Source organism: Streptomyces sp. NPDC000941 (assembly GCF_053599555.1).
The window spans coordinates 1-3,562 of sequence record NZ_JBSFMM010000450.1 but is presented as its reverse complement, the minus strand read 5'-3'; the positions used below and the strand labels follow the sequence as shown (position 1 = coordinate 3,562).

The following is a 3,562-nucleotide window of genomic DNA, read 5'->3' as shown; positions in this document are numbered from 1 at the left end:
GAGAGACTCTGATGCCGAACGAGAGGCTACGCGCCGCCATGGCCGCCCGGCGCAACGCCGTACCGCGCCGGGCTCCTGGACCGCGTCGACACCTTCGACGCGGACTTCTTCGGCATCCCGCCGCGCGAGGCCGTCGCGATGGACCCGCAGCAGCGGCTGATGCTCGAACTGGCCTGGGAGGCCATGGAGGACGCGGGGCTGCTCCCCAGCGCCCTCGCCGGCAGCCGCACCGCCGTCGTCACCGGTGCCATCTGGGACGACTACGCCGCCGTGCTGCGCCGCGGCGGGCGGCTCGACATCACCCGCCACACGATGGCGGGCCTGAACCGCGGCATCATCGCCAACCGCGTCTCGCACCGCCTGGGCCTGCGCGGCCCCAGCCTCACCGTCGACGCCGCCCAGTCCTCCGGGCTGGTCGCCGTGCACCTGGCGTGCGAGAGCCTGCGCCGGGGCGAGGCCGAGCTGGCGCTGGCGGGCGGCGTGAACCTGATCCTGGCCGAGGACAGCATGCGGCTGGCCGAGGCCCAGTTCCAGGGGCTGTCGCCGGACGGCCGGTGCCACACCTTCGACGCCCGCGCCAACGGCTTCGTGCGCGGCGAAGGCGGCGGCATGATGCTGCTGAAGCCGCTGCCGGCCGCCCTGCGCGACGGCGACCCGGTCTACTGCGTCATCGAGGGCGGCGCGGTCAACAACGACGGCGCCACCGACGGCCTGACGCGGCCGAGCCCCGACGCCCAGACCGAGGTGCTGCGGCGCGCCTGGGAGCAGGCCGGGGTGGACCCCGCCGAGGTACGGTACGTCGAACTCCACGGCGCCGGCACGCCGGTCGGCGACCCGGTCGAGGCCGCCGCCCTCGGCGCGGCGCTCGGCGGGAGCCGCGCGGACGGCGACCCGCTGCGCGTCGGCTCCGTCAAGACCAACATCGGGCACCTGGAGGCCGCCGCCGGGATCGCGGGCCTGCTGAAGGCGGCGCTCAGCATCCACCACCGCGCGCTGCCGCCGAGCCTGAACTTCGCCACCCCCAACCCGGCCATCCCGCTGGGGGAGCTGGGCCTGCGCGTGCAGACGGCGTACGAGCCGTGGCCCCTGGAGGAACGCCGGCTGGTCGCCGGAGTCAGCTCCTTCGGCATGGGCGGCACCAACTGCCACGTGGTGCTGGCCGAGGCGCCGGCGCCCGCCCCGGCCGCGACCCCGGTGCCGGCCCCGGTGCCGGTGACGCGGGCCGCGGGTACACCGCCGGTGACGCCGTGGCCGCTGTCGGCGGCGAGCCCGGCCGCGCTGGCCGCCCAGGCCGCCGCGCTCCGCGACCACCTGCGGGACCACCAGGACCTCGACCCCACCGACGTCGGCCACGCCCTCGCCACCACCAGGACGGCGTTCCCCCACCGGGCCGTCGTCCTCGGCGGCGAGGCGGGCGAGTTGCGCGAACGCCTCGACGCCCTGGCCGCCGGGACCGAGACCCCCGGCGTCGTCCAGGGCCGGGCCCGGGCCGGAGAACACGGCGCGGTCGCGTTCCTCTTCAACGGCCAGGGCAGCCAGCGCCCCGGCATGGGCCGCGAACTGTACGCGGCGTACCCCGTCTTCGCCGACGCGCTGCGCGAGGTACGCGGCCACATGGACCGCTGGCTGGACACGCCGCTGCTGGACGTCGTGTTCGCCGGCGCCGCCTCCCGGGACGCGGCGCCGGCGCTGGACCAGACGGCGTACACCCAGCCCGCGCTCTTCGCGGTCGAGGTCGCGCTGTACCGGCTGGTGACGTCCTGGGGTCTCAGGCCCGGCTACCTGATGGGCCACTCCGTGGGCGAGATCACCGCCGCGCACGTCGCCGGCGCGCTGTCGCTGCCCGACGCGTGCGCGCTGGTGGCGGCCCGGGGGCGCCTGATGCAGTCGGTCACCGCGCCCGGCGCGATGGCCGCCTGGCAGGCGACCGCGGCCGAGGCCGAGGCGGCGTGCGCCCCGGAGGCGGAGCGGATCGGCCTGGCAGCGGTCAACTCCCCCACCTCCGTGGTGATCTCCGGCGACCGCGATGCCGTCGCGGAGGCGACGGCGGCGTGGCGGGCGCGCGGCCGCAAGGCCACGGTGCTGCGGGTCAGCCACGCGTTCCACTCGCCGCATCTGGACGGCATCCTGGGCGAGCTGCGCGAGGTCACGGCCGGTCTGACCTTCGCCGCGCCCACCCTGCCCGTCGTCTCCAACGTGACGGGCGAGCTGGCCGAAGCGGAGCAGCTGTGCTCCCCCGCCTACTGGGCCGACCACGCACGGCGGGCGGTGCGGTTCGCCGAGGGCGTGCGGCGGCTGTGCGAGGCGGGCGTCGGCACGTTCGTGGAGCTGGGCCCGGACGCCTCGCTGACGGGCATGGCCCGCGAGACCATCGCGGCGTGGGCGGGCGACGCCCCGCGCCCGGCGGCCTTCGCGGTGCAACGCCGCGACCGGCCCGAGGCGTTCACCTTCGCCTCGGCGATGGCCGAGGCCCACACCCGCGGCCTGCCCATCGACTGGTCCGCCCCCTTCGCGGGGTACGAGCCACGCCGGGTGCGCCTGCCCACGTACGCCTTCCAGCGCGAACGCCACTGGCCGGACCAGGCGGCGAGCGCGAACGCGAACGCGGACCAGACGGATGCGGCCCGCCCCGAGCCCGCAGACGTCCTCCGCGACGCGGACCGCGCGGACGCCGCACCGCCCGTGGCGGACCTGGTGGGGCTGGTACGGGCGCAGGTCGCGCTCGTGATGGGGCACGCGGGAGCCGAGCGGGTCGATCCGGGGCTGACGTTCAAGCAGCTCGGGTTCGACTCGCTGGCGGCGACCGAACTGAGCGAACGCCTCAGCGCCGCCACCGGCGTTCCGCTGCCCGCCACCCTGACCTTCGACCACCCCACGCCCACCGCCGTCGCCACCTGGCTGGGCGCGGTGCGCGACGGGCGGCAGCCAGCCGGGCACCACCCCCGTTCCGCCGCCACGATCACCGCCGACGAGCCGATCGCCGTCGTCGCCGCCAGCTGCCGCTACCCCGGCGGCGTCGACTCCCCCGAGTCGCTGTGGCGACTCGTCGACGACGGCGTGGACGCCGTGGGCGACTTCCCCACCGACCGGGGCTGGGACCTGGCCGAGCTCTTCGGCGGCGGCAGCGCCACCGGCCGGGGCGGCTTCCTCTACGACGCGGCCGACTTCGACGCCGACTTCTTCGGGATCAGCCCGCGCGAGGCACTGGCCATGGACCCGCAGCAGCGCATCCTGCTCGAACTCTCCTGGGAGCTGCTGGAGCGCGCCGGCATCCCCCCGGCGTCGCTCGGGGGCAGCCCCACCGGCGTCTTCGTCGGCACGACCGCCGCCGACTACGGGCCCAGGCTGCACGAGGCCACCGACGAGATCGACGTGCACCTGCTGACCGGCGGCACGCCGAGCGTGGCGTCCGGCCGGGTGGCGTACGCCCTGGGCCTGGAAGGGCCGGCCGTCACGGTCGACACCGCCTGTTCCTCCTCGCTGGTGGCGATGCACCTGGCGGCGCAGGCGCTGCGCGGCGGCGAGTGCGACCTGGCGCTCGCGGGCGGCGTCACGGTGATGG

1 pseudogene is annotated in these 3,562 nt (G+C 76.5%); it reads left to right on the top strand.

The window, feature by feature from the left end:
* Positions 1-42: 42 nt before the first annotated feature.
* A pseudogene (locus tag ACWDSL_RS52525) lies at positions 43-3,562 on the top strand (type I polyketide synthase); the annotation flags it as partial.